This window comes from Candidatus Sarcina troglodytae (assembly GCF_015708635.1).
Classification (GTDB): domain Bacteria; phylum Bacillota; class Clostridia; order Clostridiales; family Clostridiaceae; genus Sarcina; species Sarcina ventriculi.
Map to the genome: position 1 here is coordinate 1,468,829 of NZ_CP051754.1, position 20,435 is coordinate 1,489,263.

Below are 20,435 nucleotides of genomic sequence, written 5' to 3' on the forward strand. Positions count from 1 at the left end.
CTATGTTTAAAATTAAGTTATCTTTCTATTATAAATTTATAAAATCCTCAAATCTTTGTCTAACTTTATTTTCACCCATTATTTGCATAATAGTATAAAGATCTGGAGTATTACTTCTATGAGTAATAGCTGCCCTAACAGCTCCTGCCACATCAGATACCATTCCTTTAAAATTTTCTGGATTTTTCTTATAGGCTTTTCTATCTGTTGCATATCCTAAAGATGCTGCTAATGCTTTTAATTCATCAAACCAAACTGAATTATCTGTATTAAAGTTATAAACCTCTTTATATTTTTTTATTATTTCTTTTGCATCTTCTATGTTTAAAGTCTTTGGAAGTTCTACATCATTTATTGTTTCTTTAGCAAATAACTCATCAAAATAATAGAATATCTTTCCTTCTACTTCATTCCATTTAGCAAAGTCTTTTCTTGGCTTTGGACCATTTTTCTCTATATTAAATACTTTTTTTATCATATCTTCATTAGCAACTAAAAGTTCATGAATTTCTTTATTATACTCATTTGACCACTTTTCATAAAGGTTATATACCTTTTCTGCATTCATTTTGCATATAACCTCTTTACTTACGTCCCCTAACTTAACTATATCAAATAGTGCTCCACTTTTACTCATTTTTTCTAATTCTACAACATAATCATGATAATCTGCATCTTTATTTTCTATTCTCCATTCTTCAAAAGCAGAGTTTATTATATTTAAAAGATACTCTATAACAGATTCTATTGGATATCCTTGTTCATCATAATAAGTTACCGCACTTTCAACATCTTTTCTCTTTGATAGTTTTCTCTTTGAATTTCCGTCTAGTTTCATTATGGTTGGAACATGGGCATAATTTGGAGTTTCAAGTCCTAAAACATCAAATAATTGAAGATGTATTGGAAGAGATGATAGCCATTCTTCTCCTCTTATAACGTGAGTTGTTCTCATTAAAGAGTCATCTACAATATGTGCGAAATGATATGTTGGAAGACCATCACCCTTTATAATAACAATATCTTGATTATTTTCTGGGAATGATACATCCCCCTTTATCAAATCATGAAACTTTATTCTTTTTTCTGGATTTCCAGGTGACTTTAATCTCAATATATAATTTTCACCTGATTTTATTTTTTTTATAGCCTCTTCCACATCTAAATTTCTATATGTTGCATATTCACCGTAATATCCTGGAGTTATTTTCTCAGCTATTTGTTTTTCTCTTAAAGCAGCTAATTCCTCTGGTGTTGCAAAACATGGATAAGCTAATCCTTTTTTTATTAAATCTTTAGCAAATACATTATATATTTTCTTTCTTTCGCTTTGTTTATATGGACCATAATTCCCTTTTTCAGAATCTTCTCCTGTTACTCCTTCTGAAAAGTTCATTCCATATTTATTAATACTATCTATTATAAGGCTTATAGCACCTTCTACTTCTCTCTTTTGATCTGTATCCTCTATTCTTAAATAAAAAACACCTTCACTTTGATTTGCTAATCTTTCATTTATTAACGCTGTAAATATCCCACCTATATGTTGAAACCCAGTAGGACTTGGAGCATATCTTGTAACCTTTGCCCCGTCCTTTAAATCTCTCTTTGGATATTTTGTCAAATAATCTTCTATGCTTTCATTAACATTTGGAAATATTAAATCTGCAAGTTCTAATTGTTTTTCAAAATTCATTTTTTTACACATCTCCTTTATAAAAAATTAAAAAGTCCCCCATCCTATAAACTTTAGGACGAAAGACTATATTCCGCGTTACCACCTAAATTGATTAAAACTAATTAATCCACTTATTTTCTCTTTAATGGGAGAACCCATAGTTTTTGCCCTAGTTTTAGGCTAAACTTATAGCTCAAAAGCTTCCTTCTATAGTTTAGTATGTTAAATTCTCAGCAAAATATTTAACTCTCTTTAAAACTAAATTTCTATATACTCTTCTTCTTCACAGCTAAATTATATTTTATTTTTATAGGTTTATTATAACTACATAAAGTTTTATTGTAAATATTATTTTTCTGTTTGTTTACTTTAACTCAATTATCTTCATTCTCTTTACTCTCTTCATTAGCTTCTACGATTAAATTCCATTTAACTAAAATATGAAATAAATTTACAACATCTTGTTCATTATAAACTAAAATCTTTTCAATTTTTTCCTTTGGCATTCTTTCAAAATATTCTCTATCCTTTAAAACTTTATGGAATGTTTTAGCTAGGTTAGACCCAGACATAACTTCACCTTCTCTTTCTATATTAAACTTTTTTTCTAAAGTTTTAAGTCCTATACTTTGTTTAAAAGTATGTTCATAAACCTTTTGTATATCTATAGATCTAAAATAATTTCCAAATTCAAAATTAATCCCATATTTATTAAAAAGATAATTTATAACTGTAAAGTCATTATTCCCCGAAAAAGTAACTATGTATTTTTTCTTTTTATTGGACGATATATCTATAAAATATTTTTTAGCTAAATATAATATATCCTTAACTTCACCTTTATGCTCTATCATATATTGAGTTACTATAAATTTATTTTTCTCATAGTTAAAATATCCTGCACCAAAAACTCCTATGCACTTAGGCTTTTTATATACATAATGTTCTAAATCAAAATATACTGAGTGCTTATATAATTCATCACCTTCTACAAAAGAAAGGGCAAAACTATCATCTAAATCAAAAATAGATATTTCATGCTCCTTTATTATCACTTTATCACTCTTTTCCGTTAAACTTTATTAAACAATATATATTATATCATTATATCAAATGATAGGTATACATTAACCATTTATAATTTACCATATAAATTTCCATATTTAAATATTTTTTGTTAATTTTTTGTTAATTTTACTTTTACTGTTGACTTTTTTAGTATTAATTAATAATATGGTAATATAAATTAATTGATAATGATTTTCATTAGGAGGTATAAGTATTATGAGTTTATTTGACTTAAGATTAGAAAAACATAAAAAGTTTAAAAACACTAAAGAAACTCTAACAAGTCTATATGATTTAAAAATTGGACAAAGTGGAATTATACAAAAAGTCACTGGTAATTCTAAACTTGCAAAAAGGTTATTAGCCCTAGGTTGTATTGAAGGAACTGAAGTTACTGTAAAAGGAGTTGCGCCTTTAGGAGATCCTTTAATAATAAACTTTAGAGGTTTTGATCTGGCTATACGCAAAAAAGATGCTAAAAATATTTTTTTAATGAATTAAAATAATTACTATAGGGGGACTATATATGACAACAATAGCCTTACTTGGCAATCCAAATGTAGGCAAAACAACACTTTTCAATTCATTAACTGGTTCTAACCAAAAAATTGGAAATTGGCCTGGAGTTACTGTTGATAGAAAAGAAGGTTCTTACAATGATATAAAAATTGTTGATTTGCCTGGAATTTATGCTATGGATACATTTTCTAACGAAGAAAAAATTTCAAAAAACTTTCTTAAAACAGAAGAAGTTGATTTAATAGTTAACATAGTGGATGGTTCTAATCTTGAAAGAAATCTATATTTAACCATGCAACTTAAAGAATTTAAAAAGCCAATGGTTATATTAGTTAATATGATAGATGTAGCTACTAAAAAAGGGGTTAACATAGATTATAACGCACTAGAAAAATCATTTAAAGCTAAAGTAATACCTATAATAGCTTCTAAGGAAAAAGGATTAGATGGTATTTTTCAGTTTTTAGATAAAAAAGATTATAGTGATTTTTTAGACACTGAAAAATATTCATTTAGCGATGAAAAAGAAGCTTATAACTACATAGGAAATAAGCTAAAAAAATGCATGAAAATAAATGAAAATAATGACAAGTTAAATACATCACAAAAAATAGATAAGGTTGTATTAAATCCATATTTTGCTTATCCAATTTTTATAGGAATAATGTTACTTATGTTTCAATTTACCTTTGCTTGGGTTGGACAACCACTTTCTGACCTTTTAGATGGATTTGTAGCAGATACTTTAATGCCTTTTGTATCTAATCTTTTAAGCAATACAGCACCTTGGTTCCAATCTTTAATAGTTGATGGAATAATCTCAGGGGTCGGTGGAATTTTGGTATTACTTCCTGTAATTATTGCATTATTTTTCTGTTTAAATATATTAGAAGATAGTGGTTATATGGCCCGTGTTGCATTTATAATGGATACATTTATGAGAAAAATAGGATTATCAGGAAAAGCCTTTATACCAATGATAACAGGATTCGGATGCTCTGTCCCAGGAATAATGGCTGCTAGAACATTAGAAAGTGAAAAAGATAGAAAACTTACTGCCCTATTAATTCCTTTTATGTCATGTAATGCTAAGCTTCCTGTTTATGTTATTTTTGCAGCAGTATTTTTCCCAAATAACGCGACATTTGTTATAGCATCTCTTTATATTTTAGGAATCTTAATGGCATTTTTAATTGGTTTAATATTTAAAAATACATTATTTAAAAAGGATGAAGAACCTTTTATAATGGAACTTCCTGAATATAAAATTCCTGATGCTAAATCAGTATTTAAGGAACTATCTTCAAAAACATTAGGTTTTTTAAAGAAAGCTGGTACTATAATATTTGCCATGAGCGTACTTATTTGGTTTCTACAAAACTTTAATTTTACTGGTCTTGTTTCTGACATAGAGGATAGCTTTTTATTTAATATAGGTTCATTTATAGCTCCAATCTTTAAACCTTTAGGTTTTGGAAGCTGGGAAGCCTCTGTTTCTATTTTAACAGGAATAATGGCAAAAGAAACTGTTATATCTACAATGGAAGTTATATATGCTGGAGATTTGGCATCTATTTTACCATACCATTTTACTGTACTTTCTGCTTTTGCATTTATGGTATTTGTCCTTTTATATACGCCTTGTATGAGTGCTATAGGTACTATAAAGAAAGAATTTGGAGGAAAATTTACTATATTTTCAGTACTTATGCAACTGACAGTAGCTTGGATAGGAGCATTTTTAATATTTAATATAGGATCTTTTTTTATATAATCTAGAGGAAAATTTTATGGAGATTTTAATAACTATTTTAATCTTTAGTTTAGTTTTATATATACTATATAAAAATTTTAAAAATTCATCTAATGGAAAATGCAATTGTTCAAATTGTTCAACTAAATGTTCTAAATATAAAAATCAAGAAAAAAAACCACCTAAAAATTAGGTGGTTTTTAATTACATTTCCTCTACAACATTTATTCCTATTAAGTTTAAAGAATTCTTTATAACTTGAGCTGTTGCTTCTATAAGCTTTAATCTTGCTACTTTTAAACCAGTATCTTCTAAATTTAATACACTATGAGCATTATAGAACTTATTAAACGCTTTTGCTACTTCTATTGTATATCTTGTTACAACAGACGGCTCTAATCTATCTATAGCAAGAAGTATTGCTTTATTAAATCCTTCTAAAACTTTTGTAAGTTCAAACTCCTCTTTAGAAGTTAATTTAGAAAAATCAGCATCCCCATTTATTCCTTCTGATTTTCTTAATATACTTTTTGCCCTTGCATAAGAATATTGAACATATGGACCTGTTTCTCCTTCAAAGCTTAACATCTCATCCCAATCAAATACAATATCCTTTTCTCTTGAATTTTTTAAATACGTAAATAAAACTGCACCTATACCAATTTCCTTAGCCACAATCTCTTTTTCTTTAAGTTCTGGATTTTTAACATTTATTGTTTCTAAAGTTTTAGCAACTGCTTCCTTTAATAACTCTTCAAGTAAAACTACATTTCCTTTTCTAGTTGAAAGCTTTCTATCCGCAAATTTTACAAGACCAAAAGGTATATGAACACAATCCTTCGCCCAAGTATGTCCTGCAAGTTCTAATGTCTTAAACACTTGTTTAAAGTGTAAAATTTGATCTTTTCCAACTACATAAATACATTTATCAAAGTTGTAATGTTTTTTTCTATACATTGCAGCAGCTAAATCTCTTGTTGCATATATTGATGCTCCATCTGATTTTACAACTATACAAGGTGGCATGTTGTATTCATCAAGCATAACAACTTTCGCTCCATTACTATCTGTCAACACATTTTTCTCTTCAAGTTCTTTAACAACTATATCCATCTTGTCATTATAGAAACTTTCCCCTGCCCATGAGTCAAAATCAACACCTAATATGCTATATATATTATTAAATTCTTTTAATGATAAATCCTTAAATCTTTTCCAAAGCTCAACTGCTTCGTTATCTCCATCTTCTAGCTTTTTAAAATACATCCTTCCTTCATCTTCTAAACTAGGATTTTTTTCAGCCTCATCATGGAATTTTACATATATTCTTAAAAGTTCTGTTATAGGGCTTTTTTCTATTGCCTCTTCATTTCCCCATCTTTTATATGCTGAAATAAGTTTACCAAACTGAGTACCCCAATCACCTAAATGGTTTATTCTTACAGTATCATAACCTTCAAATTTTAGCATTTTATATAACGCATTTCCTATAGCTGTTGTAAAAAGATGCCCAACATGAAATGGCTTTGCAATGTTTGGTGAAGAGTATTCAACTAAATATCTTTTTCCATCCCCAATTTTTGAAGAACCATAAGAATCTTTTTCAGACAATATTTCATTTACTATACTTTCACTAAATTTAACCTTATCCATAAAAAAGTTAATATAAGGTCCTAAACTTTCAACTTTTTCAAATCCATCCTTATTTATAACATCCGCTATATCTTTAGCTATCATGTTAGGGGCTTTTTTCATAACCTTAGCTAATTGAAAACAAGGAAATGCAAAATCACCCATATCACTTTTAGGTGGTATTTCTATAAGACTTTCTATTTTGTCTAAATCTAAATCGATATTTTCTTTTAATCTTGTAGCTACTATTTTTTTGTAATCCATACTTATTTTCCTCCAAAATAATTTATTAATAAAATAAAAAATCCGTCTCTTAAACTCAAGAGACGGATGTATTCCGCGGTACCACTCTAATTGGCTTTAAACCCACTTTTTATTTTAACGCATTAACTTTTGCGGCATCATACCCTACTACTTTAAATACAAAGATTCTGGCAGCATCTCTAAGGTTCTTTTCATCTATTTTATTTTTTGGAACTTACACCATACTCCCACTCGCTTTGAAAATGAAAATACACTACTCTCCTCTTCAATGATTTTATTTATATTTTAAATTTAACATATGTTTTATTATATATTGTTTATGAATATTGTCAAGACATATAAAAACACATTTTTTGAAACAAGCTAATCATTTAATATACTTTTAATTGATTGTACTGAATCTTCTAAAGAATCTAATATACTCTGTGGAATTTCTTCTTTATTTTTATAACCTAGTACATTATTACTATCTAATATATAATACTTGCTATCTCCATCTTCAGTTTTATACTTTAATGTCCAAGTTGGTATATAATTAAAAGATACTAAATTTACATCCCCATTAAACTTTTTTTGTAACTCTAAATTCAAAATAATACTATCTTCGCATAACTTATTTCCCATGGTTTCTTTTCTCTGATTAGAAATAAAATTTCCCATCGAATAAACCACCAAAGTAGAATTTCCATTTTCATTACTAATTATAGTTTCTATAGGTTCTATAACATTTGGGTGTGAACCTAAAATTACATCTACATCATAAGAATTTAATTTTTGCGCAATATATTTTTGTTTCTCATTTATCTCTGTACTATATTCATCTCCCCAATGCATTCCAACAACTATAAATTTTGCCCCGTCATTTTTCATATCCTCTATCTCTTTTTCTATTTTTAAAAGATCATTATCTAAATCATCATAACTATAGCTATTTATTAACTCCAAAATATCCTCATCATTACCTTCAAAACAATCACTAAAAGTATAAGACGTAAATCCAATCTTTATTCCTTTTATTTTCTCTATCACATACGTCTTATCATCTTTTTTTTGCCTTATACCAGTATATTTTAAGTTTGATTTCTTTAAATTCTCTATAGTATTAAAATATCCAACATTTAATGAATCTAAAATATTATCATTTGCAGCATTTATTATATCAAATCCAGTATTTTTTAAAGCATTTAACATAGCTTCAGGAGTATTAAATCTTGGATACCCAGAGTAACCAAGTTCCTTACCTCCAAAAGATCCTTCTATTGTACAATAAGCCAAATCCGCTTCTTCAATATATTTTTTTATATACTTAAAATTCTCATCAAATTCATAATCATAACTTTCATTATTATATGCAGATATTATTTGATCATAATGTACTAATATATTTCCAACAGCTACTACATTTACAGTTTTCTTATTATCTATATTTAAAGCTTCAATCACATTATTTTTTTTATTATATTCTACAAATATATTAATCATAAAGATTACCATAGAAATAAAAAGTAAAATAACTACTCTATTTTTTCCTCTCATAATATTCTCCTTTTTACTTTTTATAATATTTTAACATATTTTAACATAAATATAAATATTATGTTAAAATATTTGATTTTATCACATAACATTTCTACAATAAAAAAATAAAAGATAGAAAAACTAAACTTCTATCTTTCATAACCAAAATGAATTTAACTTTAAAGTATGATAGCCCACATATTTATAAAAGCATTTATTATATAGCTACATGGATATATTAATAAATTTGAACCTATTAACAAAACAGCTATTAAAATAATTACATAATATCTATAAATAGTCCCTGCAATTTTATGAAATAAACTTGGAAATAAATCTGCAAGTATTCTAAATCCATCCAATCCCGGAAGAGGAAGTATATTAAATACAAACAAATTAACATTAATCATTATTATGTAATACAAAACCAAACTTATTATTTGCATTGTATCACTTCTCTCTCCAAATAATACAATCAATAATACATAAAATAATGAAGCAATAAATGCTACAAATAAATTTGAAAAAAGAGCTGCAAAATTTACTTTAAGTGCATCACGTCTTGGATTTTTAAAAGCATTTCTATTTATTTCTACAGCCTTACTCCATCCAAAACTAAGAAATAACATAAAAATAAGCCCCATTATATCTATATGCGCAAAAGGATCTAATGTCAAGCGTCCTTGTAATCTTGGGGTCTTATCTCCTAACATATCAGCAACTCTTGCACGAGCATATTCTTTAATGCTAAATGCTATTAAAAGTGCTGGTATGGTTAGAAAAATTTCTAAAAGTTTATCTGCCATTAAGTTTCCTCCTATATTTTATTAAATCATTATATCATAGTAAGTTTTAATTTTCATTAATTAAAACTTAAAAAGGCTATCATTAATATAGTCTAAATATTAAAATTTACACTATACTAAAATAACCTAAATGACTTTATATCTATAATCTTTTTGCACCTTCAAAAGCAAGTTTACTTCTCTCACATTCATCATATAAAAGAGATACTTGATAACAAAGAGGACTTCCTTTCATTTTTTCTGATGCATAACAAAGACCATTACTCCTTAAATCTAAAAATGCTTGATCTATTTGTTCAGGATCTCCTATTAATATTATTTTAGAACCTTCCCCAGCTCTTGTTACTATAGCTTTTACTTGCTTTGGTGTAAGGTTTTGAGCTTCATCTATTACTATCCAATTCTTCACTATACTTCTACCTCTTAAAAACCCAACAGCTTCTGTAGTTATTATCTTTTTCTCAAATAGTTCCTCTATTTTATCATTTAACTCTTTCTCATTAGAGTATTTTCCACCATCATTAGAATCTATTAATATTTCTAAATTATCAAAAATAGGTCTCATAAATGGAGCTATTTTATCTTGCTCTGTGCCTGGTAAATGCCCTATATCCTCATCCATAGTTACATTTGGTCTACAAACTAAGATACGTCTATATTCCTTATCTTCACTATCTAATATTTTTTTTAACCCTACAGCTAAAGAAAATAACGTTTTTGCAGTGCCAGCTGGACCTTTTATTATTACTAAAGGGGCTTTATCTGCATCTATTGATAAACATTCAAGCATAAATTTTTGACCTACATTTCTTGGACTTATTCCCATTATATTAGTATTATTTTTATATAAAAGTGGGACTACCCTCTTCCCATCATATCTCCCTAGTGCTGTTTGCCTCTCATTATTATTTGCATGAATTATTAAAAATTCATTTATTACAAGGTCTGGTTTATTGTAAGTTCCTAATTTTTTGTTATATTCAGTTAAAACATCAACTTCAATAAATTTATTTTTAAAAAACATATCTATATCTAAAGAAGATGCATATACATCACGCCTTCCCATATACTGATCTTCCATAGTTGGAACTTCCTCTTCATAGTAATCTTTTGTTTGTATATCTACCGTATCTGCTTTTATTCTTTCAAATATATCTTTTGTAATTAAACATACGTCTTCCCCTTGCTCTATTAAAGCTTTACAAACTTGAATTATTCTATTATCTGCTTTTTCTATACTCCAAGATTCTGGTATTTTAGTATTATAAAAAGCCGATACTACTCTTAAATTTGAATTATTATCTAAATCCACACCTTGACTTAATTTACCCTTTAATCTTAATTTATCTAATATTCTAGCCACATTTCTAGCATTCATTCCTAAGTCGCTATTAACTTTTTTAAAATTATCTAACTCTTCTAATACAACCTCTGGAATTACTATATTACTATTATCAAAAGTAAAAATAGCACCTGGTGAGTATAGTAATACATTCGTGTCTAGTACATATGTTTTCTTCAAATTAAAATCACTCCTTTAGAATGCATATTATTTATATTTTTTAATCTTTATATATAATATTTTTAATCAATCTTTATAATTCCTAAAATATACATTAATTTACTATTATATAAACTAAACTTTATTGCTAGAGTTTAACTTTTATATTATTATATATTTATACATAAAATTTGGAGGAATTTATTAATGAAATTATTATTCTTTGATACTGAAACAACTGGAATAAAGCCAGGTAGCATATGCCAACTTAGCTATATTTTAATTGATACTTCTACTAAACCTCAAACTACTATGGGTAAAAATTTTTTCTTCGCTGTTGATGAAATGAATGAAGAGGCTGAAAAAATACATGGTTTTTCTTTAGAAAAATTATATGAATTAAGTAATGGAATGTACTTTGAGGATTCTTTTGAAGAATTTTTAAATGATTTTATAGAAGCTGACTTTATAATAGGACATAATGTACAATTTGATATTAAATTTTTAAAGCATGAACTATTAGGTATTGGTGAAGAATTTTTTCCTCAGCATATCTTCTGTACTATGCAATACTATAAAGATATCTGTAAACTCCTAAAATCTTCTGGTGATTTTAAAAATCCTAAACTTGAAGAAGTCATTAACTTTTTAAATGTATCTAAAGAAAAAATTACTGAAACTGCTAATAAGTTATTTATGGGTAGTGGAAATTATCATGATGCTCGATTTGATACTGCTGCTGCATATTTAGCAGTAACCGAAGGAATCAAACAAGGTCACATAAAAAGAAATTACTTTTCAAATATGTTATCTAAATAGATAAAAACCATAGATTTACTCTATGGTTTTTATTACTTCTTATCTTCCTAAACATTAACTTCACCTTTTATATCTAAAGCATCAATATTTTCTCTTAAAATTGGTTCTACACACTCTTCTATAAACTCTAACACTTGTCCCGGAGCCCTTCCAACAAACTTCAAAGGATTTATTGCTTCTAATATCTCCTCTTTTGAAAGTCCAAACGAACTATCATTTATTATCCTTTCGATAAGATCATTATTTAGTCCTTCTCCCTTTACTCTTTGAGCTGCAGCCATTGAATGAATTCTAATGCGTTCATGAAGTTCTTGCCTATCTCCTCCTTTTTTTACAGCTTTCATAAGAATGTTTTCAGTAGCCATAAATGGCAATTCATTTTCTACATGAGATTTAATTACTTTATCATACACTACCATATTTTCAACTACATTTATATATATATTAAGAACACCATCTAAAGCTAGAAAAGCTTCTGCAACTGCTATTCTTTTATTAGCTGAATCATCTAAAGTTCTTTCAAACCATTGAGTAGCAGCAGTTATAGCTGGATTTAAAGAGTCTACTATAACATACCTAGACAAAGCGCTTATTCTTTCACTTCTCATAGGATTTCTTTTGTACGCCATGGCAGATGATCCTATTTGATTCTTCTCAAAAGGCTCTTCCATCTCTTTCATACTTTGAAGTAATCTTAAATCATTTGAAAACTTATAAGCACTTTGTGCAACCTCTGATAAAGTGTTTAATACTATAGAATCAAATTTTCTTGGATAAGTTTGACCAGTAACTGCAAAACTTGCTTTAAAGCCCATTTTATTTGCAATCATTTTATCTAAAGTTTTTACCTTTTCCTCATCTCCATTAAAAAGTTCCATAAAACTTGCTTGTGTTCCTGTTGTACCTTTAGCACCTCTTAACTTAAAATTACTTAATAAATAATCAATGTTTTCTATATCCATTGTTAAATCTTGCATCCAAAGAGTAGCCCTTTTACCAACAGTAGTTAACTGAGCTGGTTGATAATGCGTAAATCCTAAAGTTGGCATATCTTTATATTTAAGAGCGAATTCTTTTAAATGATTCAAAACTGTAACTATTTTTTTCTTTATTAATATAAGAGCGTCTCTCATAATTATTATATCTGTATTATCTCCAACATAACAACTAGTTGCTCCTAAATGTATTATTCCTTTAGCTTCAGGACATAACAGACCATAAGCATAAACATGACTCATTACATCATGTCTTACCTCTTTTTCTTTTTTTATTGCGTCATCATAATTTATATTATAAATATTTTTCTTCAATTCGTTTATTTGTTCAGTTGTTATATCTAATCCTAATTCCTTTTCACTCTCTGCTAAAGCAACCCATAATTTTCTCCAAGTAGAAAATTTCATATCATCCGAAAATATATATGACATTTCTTTTGAAGCATATCTAGAATTTAACGGTGTTTTATATAAATTATTCATATATCAAATAACCTCCAACGTACAAATATTTATTTTTTTTAATTATAATTCGTATTATAACATATTTTTTTAACTTTTAAAATAATATTAATAAACTTCACCAAAATTACAAACAATAAAAAAGGCTCTAACTATAAGTATATAATTAGAACCTTTTTTTATTTTAGCAAATTAAATTAGTCTTCTAAAGTTTCTATTAATTTAGCTATTTCTTCTGCTGCTAAAGTTTCATCATCTCCGCTAGCAGTAACCTTTACAGTTGCATCCTTTGAAACTCCTAATGATAAAACGCCTATTAAACTTTTAACGTTAGCCTTTTTACCATTGAATTCCAAACTTATATCAGATTTAAAAGAAGAAGCCTTCTTTACTAATAATGTAGCTGGTCTAGCGTGTAAACCTGTTGAATTTTTAACTAAAACTTCCTTAGATATCATTAAATACACCTCATACTTTCATATTTATTATATTCTTACACAATTAGGAATTATTATATTAGAAATTCTTTACTTTTTTAATAAATAATATATTGTAATTGATTCCTATACATAATATTATATCATTTTTTCCATGGAATTCAATAATTTTTAATAAATTGTCGAAATATTTAAATTTTTAATAAAGTTTGAAATTCTATTTAAACCTCTTTCTATATTATCCATTGAAGTTGCATACGATAATCTTATATAATTATCTTCTCCAAACGCTATTCCAGGGATAGCGACTACGTTCTCTCTATCCAATAATTTTTCGCAAAACTCACTTGACCCACTTATTTTAAACTTTTTAAGAATTTTCTCTATATTAACTAAAATATAGAAAGCACCTTTTGGCTCTATATATGATACATCAGAAATATCATCTAATAATTTCATCATAACTTTTCTTCTTCTATCAAATTCATTTTGCATAATTTTCATTTCTTCTTGTTGTCCTGTTAAAGCTTCTAAAGATGCATACTGTGCTATTGAATTTACATTAGATGTTGTATGACTTTGAATATTATTCATAAGCTTTATTATTTCCTTTTTACCAGCTGCATAACCTACTCTCCATCCTGTCATAGCATAAGCTTTAGATAAGCCGTTAACAACTATTGTTCTATTAAATGCATCTTCATTTAAACTTGCAATACTTATATGCTTATTATCTCCGTATGTAAGTTTCTCATACATTTCATCAGATATTATATATAAATCATACTTTTTAGCAAAATCAGCAATTTCCATTAACTCTTTTTTACTATAAATTGACCCTGTAGGATTATTAGGTGAATTTACAACTATCGCCTTAGTTTTATTAGTTATACTTTTTTCTAAATTTTTAAAATTTATTTTAAAATCATCTTGTTCATTTGTTTCTACGAAAACAGGAATACCATCATTTAACTTTACAAGTTCAGGATAACTTACCCAATAAGGTTTAGGTATCAAAACTTCATCCCCCACATTTAAAATAGCTGCAAATACATTAAATAAACACTGTTTTCCTCCAGTTGAAACAATAACATTTTCACTCTTATACTTTAATCCATTATCATTATAAAATTTTTTAACTATCGCTTCCTTAAGCTCTGTTATTCCAGATACAGCTGTATATTTAGTTTTTCCTTGATTCATAGCCAAAATAGCTGCATCTATTATATTTTGAGGAGTATTAAAATCCGGCTCTCCCACACCAAAACTTATAACATCAACCCCCTGTGCTTTAAGTTCCCCAGCTTTAGCAGTAAGCGCTAATGTCATAGATGGTTCCATATTCATTGCCTTTTTAGATAAATTCATAAGAATAATCCCCCTTTTACTACTTAATATTAATATAAATGTAAATTAAATAGTAATTATTTAATTCACTTAACTAATATTTAATATAGCACTTTTAATTTTTAAAGTAAATTATATATTTATAAATAAAATATAAATTACCTCATGAAATTAATTTAAAAATCATCCATGAGGCACTCATTTAAACATTTACAAATCATCTAGGCTGAACTATTAATTTTATTGCCGTTCTACTTTCACCATCTATTTGTATATCTGTGAAAGCTGGTATGCAAACTATATCTTTTCCACTAGGTGCAACAAAACCTCTAGCTATTGCTATTGCTTTTACAGCTTGATTAATTGCTCCTGCACCTACTGCTTGAATTTCAACAACGTTCTTCTCCTTAATTATAGCAGCTAAAGCTCCCGCTACCGAATTAGGATTTGACTTCGTTGATACTTTTAATACTTCCATTTATTTTCCTCCTGCTAACTCTTTATAGCATACGTTTTCAAAAAATTTTATAAAACGTATACCATACATATTCTACAAAAGATTGAAAAATCCTTCTTTATTTTTTATTATTATAAAAAATACATCTCTTTATAAAAGATGTATTTTAAAATATAATAAACTATTTTGCATAATCTACTGCACGAGTTTCTCTTATAACATTTATCTTTATTTGTCCAGGATACTCCAATTGCTCTTCTATATTTTTAACAATATTTCTTGCCATTTCAACAGCACCTGCATCATCAACTTGATCTGGTTTAACCATAATTCTAATCTCTCTTCCAGCTTGAATTGCATATGACTTTTCTACACCTTCATATGAAGTAGCTATTTCTTCTAATTTCTCTAATCTTTTTATATAAGCTTCTAATGTTTCTCTTCTAGCCCCTGGTCTAGCTGCTGATATAGCATCTGCCGCTTGAACAAGAACGGCCTCTAAAGTTTGCATTTCTACATCACCATGATGAGCCGAAATAGCATTTACTACTGCTGGAGACTCATGATACTTTTTTGCAAGATCTCCTCCTATTAAAGCATGTGGTCCTTCATATTCTTGGTCAACCCCTTTACCAATATCATGTAAAAGTCCTGCTCTTCTAGCTAGATTAACATCTAATCCTAACTCTGATGCCATTAATCCTGCTAAATATGCAACCTCAATAGAATGTTTCAATACATTTTGTCCATAACTAGTTCTGTATTTTAATCTTCCTAAAAGTTTTATTACCTCTGGATGTAAACCATGAACACCAGTTTCAAAGGTTGCTTGTTCTCCCTCTTCTTTGATATCATTTTCTACATCCTTCATAGCTCTCTCTACCATTTCTTCAATTCTAGCTGGATGTATTCTTCCATCTACAATTAATTTTTCTAATGCTATTCTTGCAACTTCTCTCCTTATAGGATCAAAACTTGATAAAATAACAGCTTCAGGCGTATCATCTATTATAAGATCAACTCCTGTTAACGTTTCTAAAGTTCTTATATTTCTACCTTCTCTTCCTATTATTCTACCCTTCATTTCATCGTTAGGAAGTGCTACTACATACACTGTAGATTCTGATACATGATCTGCTGCACATCTTTGAATAGCGTTTGTTATTATTTCTCTAGCTCTTTTATCAGATTCTTCTTTTGCTTTAGATTCAACATCCTTTATCATTATTGCTGCTTCGTGTTTTACTTCTCTATTAACTTGATCTAATAAAATTTTTCTAGCCTCTTCTGTGGTAAGATTTGAAATTCTTTCAAGTTCGCTTCTTTGCTCTTCATAAAGAGATTTTACACCATTTTCAATATTCTCTATCTCAATAACTCTATCATTAAGACCTTCTTCTTTTTTTTCTAATAAATCACTTTTTTTATCTAAAGATTCTTCCCTTTGTAATAATCTTCTTTCTAACCTTTGAAGTTCACTTCTTCTCTCTCTAGATTCTTTTTCCAAATCATTTCTTAATTTATGAGCTTCTTCTTTTGCCTCTAATATTACCTCTTTTTTTAATGCTTCAGACTCCTTCTTCGCATCTTCTAAGACTCCTTCAGCTTCTTTTTGTAAACTTTCAATTCTATTTTTTGAAGCCTTATTTATCATAGCGCGTTGAATAAATCCTATAACTATTAATATAATAATTGCTATAATTATCGCTATAATTATATCATCCATATGAACACCTCCTTGTTAATATTATAAACTAAATATTTATAGAAAGGTGTCATAATATATTCTCACTGTAATTCTTATTGAACATGATAAACCAGTATTTGTTATTATTGTATAGTAAATTTATCTTTGTGTCAAGGTGCTACATAACTAGCTTTATATTATGTTTAGTATATTTTTACTTATATTATAAATCTTTTTTATCTTTTTATTCTATCTTCTTAAAAAATTAATATCTTATAAAATAAAAAAACTATATCAAAGAAATCTTTATGTAAATAATTATGTTGTATTTAACATATTTTACATTATTATTTGAAAACTTTGATATAGCACGTATTCATTTAAAATTATTTTTCTTCTTTAGAAACTGCTACTTCTAACATTGGAAGATTATGCTTTTCTCTTATTTTTCTTTCAATTTCTAAAGCTATCTCTTCATTGTCTTTTAAGTACTGCTTTGCATTTTCTCTACCTTGACCAAGTCTTATATCTCCATAAGAGAACCAAGCTCCACTCTTTTGAATTATTTCTTCTTTTACACCTACATCTACTAAATTTCCTGTCTTAGATATTCCTTCATTATACATTATATCAAATTCAGCTTGTCTAAACGGAGGTGCAACTTTATTTTTTATTACTTTAACCCTAGTTCTATTTCCCATTATAGCATCGCCTTGCTTTATTGAATCTATTCTTCTAATATCCATTCTAACTGATGCATAAAATTTTAAAGCTCTTCCACCTGGCGTAACTTCAGGGTTTCCAAACATTATTCCAACTTTTTCTCTTAACTGATTTATAAATATTGCAACACATTTAGTTTGATTTATACTACCTGCTAATTTTCTAAGAGCTTGCGACATAAGTCTTGCCTGAAGACCTACATGAGAGTCTCCCATCTCACCTTCTATTTCAGCTCTTGGAACAAGAGCCGCCACTGAATCTACAACTAAAACATCTATAGCCCCTGATCTAACTAAAGCTTCTGCAATTTCTAAACCTTGTTCTCCAGTATCTGGCTGTGATACTACTAAATTATCTATATCTACACCAAGCTTTGATGCATATCCTGGATCTAATGCATGTTCTGCATCAATATAAGCTGCTGCTCCACCTAATTTCTGAGCTTCTGCAACAACATGCAATGCAATAGTTGTTTTACCAGAACTTTCTGGTCCATAAATTTCTATTATTCTTCCCCTTGGAACTCCTCCGATTCCAAGAGCTATATCTAAATCTAAACACCCGGTAGATACTGCATCTATATTTGCTGTAGCATCTTCCCCAAGTTTCATAACTGAACCTTTTCCAAATTGTTTTTCGATTTGACCCATTGCCATCTCAATAGCTTTTAATTTATTTTCATCTATTTTAGCCATAAAATCCTCCTACTACGAACATAAGTTCTATATTGATTATAGAGTATACCCCTAAAAATGTCAATATAAAAGAAAATATAAAGCATTAAATAATTAACACTTTATATTTTATTATTCCCATATTTTTTATTTATAAACCATTATTTGTCAAAAGTTATAACTTTTCTATTCTTTATAAAATAATCTATTCCTGATATTATTGTTATTACAACACATATATAAAAGACTATATTAGATGCAACAAGAAAACCCGGGAAAAAATTAACTAATAAATTAGTATTTCCAATAGTCATTATATTAACAGTTAATAAAAATAATAATATAGCTAGCATTTGAGTTACTGTTTTTATTTTTCCCCACCAACTAGCTGCAATAACTAATCCATTTGAAGCAGCAATACTTCTTAAACCTGATACTGCAAACTCTCTAGATAATATTATTATAACTGCCCAAGCAGGAATCATACCTATTTGAACTAAACATACAAAGACTGCTGTAACTAAAAGTTTATCTGCTAATGGGTCCATAAATTTTCCAAACGTTGTTATTTGATTTCTAGACCTTGCTATATGACCATCTAATTGATCTGTTATAGAAGCAACAATAAACACTATGGTTGCAACTATTGTTCCATAATCTATTCCTTCTACTAAGAAAAATATTAAAAATACTGGTACTAAAAATATTCTTAAAAGTGTAAGCTTATTTGCAAGATTCATTTAAAACCACCCCTATTAAATCATACTCTAATGCTTCTTTTATCTTTACATCATAGAATTTGTTAGCTTTTAAATTTTTCTCTTTTATATAAATTAATCCATCAATATCTGGAGCCATTTCATAACTTCTTCCTATAAAATAATCACTATTTTCACTTTCTACTAATACTTTGTAAGTTCTTCCGACCTTACTTTTATTGATTGCTTTAGATATTTCTTTTTGAACCTCCATAAGCTCTTTTTCCCTTTGTTGCTTAATTTTTTCATCTATTTGATTTTCCATTAGTGCAGCTGGTGTATCTTCTTCTTGTGAATATGTAAATACTCCTACTTTATCTAACTTCATTTCTTTTAAAAATTCTTTTAATTCATTAAAATCTTTCTCTGTTTCCCCTGGAAATCCAACTATTAATGATGTTCTTAATACAATATTAGAAACATTCTCTCTCAATGTTTTTATCTTATCTATAATTTCTTCTTTACTTGTCTTTCTACCCATTCTCTTTAATATATCATTACTTATATGTTGAATTGGAAGATCTAAATATTTACACACTTTATCATTTTTACTTATCTCTTCTATTAATTCACCATAAATAGCCTCAGGATAACAATACATAACTCTTATAAATTCAATTCCTTCTATTTTACTTAATTCTCTTAAAACTATATGAAGCCTTTTCTCATTATATAAATCTATACCATAATTGGTTGTATCTTGTGCTATTAGTATTATTTCTTTAACACCTGCATTTGCAAGAATTTTCCCTTCTTCTATTATATTTTCAATTTTTCTACTCCTAAATTTTCCTCTTATTTTGGGAATTATACAATAAGTACAAAAATTATTACAACCCTCTGCTATTCTTAAATAAGCACTACTCTTATTAGTTGTTATTATTCTTTTGCCTTCATTTATTCCTTCATTAGTAAAGTTTGTTGAAGAAATCTTTTTATTCTCTTTTATAAATCCTTCAATAGCCTTATTTATTTTTTCATAATCATTAACTCCTAAGACTATATCAAGCTCTGGCATAAGATCTAAAAGCTCTTTTCCATATCTTTGAGTTAAACATCCTGTAGCTATTAAAAGCTTACATTTATATTTTATTTTATATTTTGCCATATCTAATATAGTATTTATGGATTCTTGTTTAGCCTTTTCTATAAATCCACAAGTGTTTACTATAATTATATCTGCCTCTTTAGGATTATTAGTTAATTCATATTCCCTTTCTACTTGCCCTAGCATAATTTCTGAATCAACTCTATTTTTATCGCAGCCTAGGCTAACCATTCCAACTTTATATTTTGTCAACTCTCTCTCCTCCTAAGTTTCAATATACATTCTATAT

The 20,435-nt window shown here is 27.8% G+C and carries 17 protein-coding genes, 1 pseudogene and 2 other annotated features; of the genes and pseudogenes, 4 read left to right on the forward strand and 14 right to left on the reverse strand.

Annotation, left to right across the window (positions count from 1 at the left end; genetic code table 11):
- Positions 1–28 precede the first annotated feature (28 nt).
- Both gltX and HH195_RS06590 read right to left on the reverse strand, forming a co-directional pair.
- Positions 29–1,696, reverse strand: coding sequence for a glutamate--tRNA ligase (gltX, locus tag HH195_RS06585; protein ID WP_196370346.1), 1,668 nt, complete (start codon positions 1,694–1,696; stop codon positions 29–31).
- 51 nt (positions 1,697–1,747) lie between these two features.
- Positions 1,748–1,974, reverse strand: a binding site (T-box leader).
- A 78-nt stretch (positions 1,975–2,052) separates the two neighbouring features.
- Positions 2,053–2,733, reverse strand: coding sequence for a ribonuclease H-like domain-containing protein (locus tag HH195_RS06590; RefSeq protein ID WP_055257129.1), 681 nt, complete (start codon positions 2,731–2,733; stop codon positions 2,053–2,055).
- A gap of 295 nt (positions 2,734–3,028) precedes the next feature.
- Here HH195_RS06590 and HH195_RS06595 point away from each other — a divergent pair.
- The 3 genes and pseudogenes from HH195_RS06595 to HH195_RS06605 form a co-directional block, all read left to right on the forward strand.
- Positions 3,029–3,247, forward strand: a pseudogene (locus tag HH195_RS06595) (FeoA family protein); the annotation flags it as partial.
- 25 nt (positions 3,248–3,272) lie between these two features.
- The gene (gene feoB, locus HH195_RS06600) at positions 3,273–5,039 is read left to right on the forward strand and encodes a ferrous iron transport protein B (RefSeq protein WP_196370350.1); all 1,767 of its coding nucleotides are present in this window, start codon (positions 3,273–3,275) and stop codon (positions 5,037–5,039) included.
- Between the two features lie 16 nt (positions 5,040–5,055).
- Positions 5,056–5,211: a FeoB-associated Cys-rich membrane protein gene (locus HH195_RS06605; protein WP_082412285.1), complete on the forward strand. Its 156-nt coding sequence runs from the start codon at positions 5,056–5,058 to the stop codon at positions 5,209–5,211.
- Positions 5,212–5,222: 11 nt separating this feature from the next.
- Here HH195_RS06605 and argS read toward each other — a convergent pair whose 3' ends face one another.
- From argS to HH195_RS06625, 4 genes are all read right to left on the reverse strand, one after another.
- A complete protein-coding gene (argS, locus tag HH195_RS06610; RefSeq protein WP_196370352.1) occupies positions 5,223–6,914 on the reverse strand; it encodes an arginine--tRNA ligase in 1,692 nt (563 codons plus the stop codon).
- Positions 6,915–6,969: 55 nt separating this feature from the next.
- Positions 6,970–7,192: a binding site (T-box leader), on the reverse strand.
- A gap of 85 nt (positions 7,193–7,277) precedes the next feature.
- Positions 7,278–8,450, reverse strand: coding sequence for a CapA family protein (locus HH195_RS06615; RefSeq protein ID WP_196370354.1), 1,173 nt, complete (start codon positions 8,448–8,450; stop codon positions 7,278–7,280).
- 161 nt (positions 8,451–8,611) lie between these two features.
- Positions 8,612–9,238: a site-2 protease family protein gene (locus HH195_RS06620; protein ID WP_196370356.1), complete on the reverse strand. Its 627-nt coding sequence runs from the start codon at positions 9,236–9,238 to the stop codon at positions 8,612–8,614.
- 142 nt (positions 9,239–9,380) lie between these two features.
- On the reverse strand, positions 9,381–10,760 hold the full coding sequence (locus tag HH195_RS06625; RefSeq protein ID WP_196370358.1) for a PhoH family protein: 1,380 nt from the start codon (positions 10,758–10,760) through the stop codon (positions 9,381–9,383).
- Positions 10,761–10,946: 186 nt separating this feature from the next.
- Here HH195_RS06625 and HH195_RS06630 point away from each other — a divergent pair, with 186 nt between their 5' ends.
- Positions 10,947–11,558 (forward strand): 3'-5' exonuclease, encoded by a 612-nt coding sequence (locus HH195_RS06630; protein ID WP_196370360.1) that lies wholly within the window; start codon positions 10,947–10,949, stop codon positions 11,556–11,558.
- A gap of 47 nt (positions 11,559–11,605) precedes the next feature.
- On the opposite strand, the gene purB is transcribed toward HH195_RS06630, so the two are convergent.
- From purB to rimO, 8 genes are all read right to left on the reverse strand, one after another.
- Entirely contained in the window at positions 11,606–13,036 is a 1,431-nt protein-coding gene (purB, locus tag HH195_RS06635) for an adenylosuccinate lyase (protein ID WP_196370362.1), read from the reverse strand.
- Positions 13,037–13,212: 176 nt separating this feature from the next.
- Positions 13,213–13,473, reverse strand: coding sequence for an HPr family phosphocarrier protein (locus HH195_RS06640; RefSeq protein ID WP_055257137.1), 261 nt, complete (start codon positions 13,471–13,473; stop codon positions 13,213–13,215).
- A gap of 150 nt (positions 13,474–13,623) precedes the next feature.
- On the reverse strand, positions 13,624–14,820 hold the full coding sequence (locus HH195_RS06645; RefSeq protein ID WP_196370364.1) for a pyridoxal phosphate-dependent aminotransferase: 1,197 nt from the start codon (positions 14,818–14,820) through the stop codon (positions 13,624–13,626).
- 196 nt (positions 14,821–15,016) lie between these two features.
- Positions 15,017–15,277, reverse strand: coding sequence for a stage V sporulation protein S (locus tag HH195_RS06650; protein WP_055257139.1), 261 nt, complete (start codon positions 15,275–15,277; stop codon positions 15,017–15,019).
- Between the two features lie 160 nt (positions 15,278–15,437).
- Entirely contained in the window at positions 15,438–16,982 is a 1,545-nt protein-coding gene (rny, locus tag HH195_RS06655) for a ribonuclease Y (RefSeq protein ID WP_055257140.1), read from the reverse strand.
- A 347-nt stretch (positions 16,983–17,329) separates the two neighbouring features.
- Positions 17,330–18,361 carry a recombinase RecA gene (gene recA / locus HH195_RS06660; protein ID WP_055257141.1) on the reverse strand — a complete coding sequence of 344 codons (1,032 nt, stop codon included), beginning with the start codon at positions 18,359–18,361 and terminating at the stop codon, positions 17,330–17,332.
- A gap of 140 nt (positions 18,362–18,501) precedes the next feature.
- Positions 18,502–19,080: a CDP-diacylglycerol--glycerol-3-phosphate 3-phosphatidyltransferase gene (gene pgsA / locus HH195_RS06665; protein ID WP_055257142.1), complete on the reverse strand. Its 579-nt coding sequence runs from the start codon at positions 19,078–19,080 to the stop codon at positions 18,502–18,504.
- Positions 19,064–20,398, reverse strand: coding sequence for a 30S ribosomal protein S12 methylthiotransferase RimO (rimO, locus tag HH195_RS06670; protein ID WP_196370366.1), 1,335 nt, complete (start codon positions 20,396–20,398; stop codon positions 19,064–19,066). The genes pgsA and rimO overlap by 17 nt, the downstream gene beginning before the upstream one ends.
- Positions 20,399–20,435: the final 37 nt, after the last annotated feature.

What these genes read in the sequence shown, in the direction of transcription:
- gltX (WP_196370346.1), bottom strand. Translation starts at nt 1,696, where the DNA reads ATGAATTTTGAAAAACAATTAGAACTTGCAGATTTAATATTTCCAAAT.
- feoB (WP_196370350.1), top strand. Translation starts at nt 3,273, where the DNA reads ATGACAACAATAGCCTTACTTGGCAATCCAAATGTAGGCAAAACAACA.
- HH195_RS06605 (WP_082412285.1), top strand. Translation starts at nt 5,056, where the DNA reads ATGGAGATTTTAATAACTATTTTAATCTTTAGTTTAGTTTTATATATA.
- argS (WP_196370352.1), bottom strand. Translation starts at nt 6,914, where the DNA reads ATGGATTACAAAAAAATAGTAGCTACAAGATTAAAAGAAAATATCGAT.
- HH195_RS06615 (WP_196370354.1), bottom strand. Translation starts at nt 8,450, where the DNA reads ATGAGAGGAAAAAATAGAGTAGTTATTTTACTTTTTATTTCTATGGTA.
- HH195_RS06620 (WP_196370356.1), bottom strand. Translation starts at nt 9,238, where the DNA reads ATGGCAGATAAACTTTTAGAAATTTTTCTAACCATACCAGCACTTTTA.
- HH195_RS06630 (WP_196370360.1), top strand. Translation starts at nt 10,947, where the DNA reads ATGAAATTATTATTCTTTGATACTGAAACAACTGGAATAAAGCCAGGT.
- purB (WP_196370362.1), bottom strand. Translation starts at nt 13,036, where the DNA reads ATGAATAATTTATATAAAACACCGTTAAATTCTAGATATGCTTCAAAA.
- HH195_RS06640 (WP_055257137.1), bottom strand. Translation starts at nt 13,473, where the DNA reads ATGATATCTAAGGAAGTTTTAGTTAAAAATTCAACAGGTTTACACGCT.
- HH195_RS06645 (WP_196370364.1), bottom strand. Translation starts at nt 14,820, where the DNA reads ATGAATTTATCTAAAAAGGCAATGAATATGGAACCATCTATGACATTA.
- HH195_RS06650 (WP_055257139.1), bottom strand. Translation starts at nt 15,277, where the DNA reads ATGGAAGTATTAAAAGTATCAACGAAGTCAAATCCTAATTCGGTAGCG.
- rny (WP_055257140.1), bottom strand. Translation starts at nt 16,982, where the DNA reads ATGGATGATATAATTATAGCGATAATTATAGCAATTATTATATTAATA.
- recA (WP_055257141.1), bottom strand. Translation starts at nt 18,361, where the DNA reads ATGGCTAAAATAGATGAAAATAAATTAAAAGCTATTGAGATGGCAATG.
- pgsA (WP_055257142.1), bottom strand. Translation starts at nt 19,080, where the DNA reads ATGAATCTTGCAAATAAGCTTACACTTTTAAGAATATTTTTAGTACCA.